This window comes from Ligilactobacillus sp. MP3, assembly GCF_024436335.1.
GTDB lineage: Bacteria > Bacillota > Bacilli > Lactobacillales > Lactobacillaceae > Ligilactobacillus > Ligilactobacillus salivarius.
Genome location: NZ_JANFQI010000026.1, coordinates 1 through 1,466 on the forward strand (window position 1 = coordinate 1; position 1,466 = coordinate 1,466).

Below are 1,466 nucleotides of genomic sequence, written 5' to 3' on the forward strand. Positions count from 1 at the left end.
TTTACGCTCCCAATATCGTAAAAAAGTTATTTAATAATATCATTTTAATTGGAATAATATTATTACAAATAGACGATAAGACTATTCTTTTAAATTGATGAATAAAATAGTAATTATTAGTTTGTAAATTCTAATAAAAAATAATTACTATATCAAATTTATTTCTTATAGCTACATAATATTATGTAGGACGTATAATTATTAATTCATTTTTTATAATTTTATAGAACTAACTAGAAATATCTTATAAAAAATGAAGAGTAATGAAGAAAGTAACCATATGTGAAATTGAAAAGTATAATGTTACACTAATGATAAAATTATAGTAAAAATTAGACAAACATATTTTGAAGTAAAAATTGTTTTAATTTTTTCAAACTATCTATTTTATGTTCATATAATTGAATAATCCTTGTTAAAGAAGAGAAGACACCGCCAATTTTTCTTTCTTCATCATTACTTGTAGTATATATTTTAGCATTTTTTAAATCTTTTCCAGTTATAGATTCAAAAGTTGATCCTGCAATATATTTATGCCAAAAACCACTATTCTTCATTTTTTCAAGTTGATAGTATAAGAAGTCATTTCCCTTTATAGAAGCAATTCCTCGACCTATAACAACAGATTTATATTGATTTCGTGCGATGTCTCCAACTGGTGCACGTACACTTATTAAAATGTCATTTTTAACTGCAGTTTTTGTTATTTCTGTTGTAAATACTCTTTTTAGAACTTTATTTTTATATAAATCAGCATTCCCTTGAACTAAAATTTCATCATTTTGATTATTTGTATAGTTTTTACTATTAGGAGATTGTCCCATAGTCACAATTGTATGATCATTCAATTTACATTGACTCCATTTTTCTGTAAATCCATTAAATCTTAGTAATGGAAGAACATCGTCATCGAAAAACATTTTTTGTGCTAAAAAAATCTTGAAGCTATGCAAAAGTTGTAAGTAATCCTCATGTAACTGAAGAGTATTATCTATATGAGATAAAAGTATTCCTAATTTATGTTGTTCATCTATACTAGATAAATTTACAGCGTAATCATTGAGTAGTTTTTTGTTTAAACCACCTCTAGAACCGTCACCAGAAGAAATCAGCCGTAATTTTAAATAATCTTTTGTAAGCTGATGATATAAAAATTTATAGTAGACTTCGTTTGATGGTTCTATTCCTGCAATGGACTGATTAGTAGTTAAAGGAATACGATTAATAGCCACTTTTCCTCTAGTTTTTCCTTGACCTGCTAAAGCAATTAATACTGAATCTTGTTTAATCCATTTTGCACTAGAATTATTAAAACCTTTTTTCGAAATCATACCATCTGTACTAAAAATAATTTCTTTATTTATTTCCCCAGAAGATAACCATGGGATTTCTTTAGGGTACCAATAATTCGAAATGTTTTTGCTAGGTGTTCCTCCTGGAGTTATTTTTGCAACATTCCCAAGCTT

The 1,466-nt window shown here is 26.2% G+C and carries 1 protein-coding gene; it reads right to left on the reverse strand.

Going from position 1 to position 1,466, the window contains the following annotated elements; translation table 11 throughout:
* Positions 1 to 332 precede the first annotated feature (332 nt).
* Positions 333 to 1,466, reverse strand: a 1,134-nt coding sequence (locus NOU10_RS09170) for a restriction endonuclease subunit S (RefSeq protein WP_255906657.1), incomplete at its 5' end; no start/stop codon positions are given.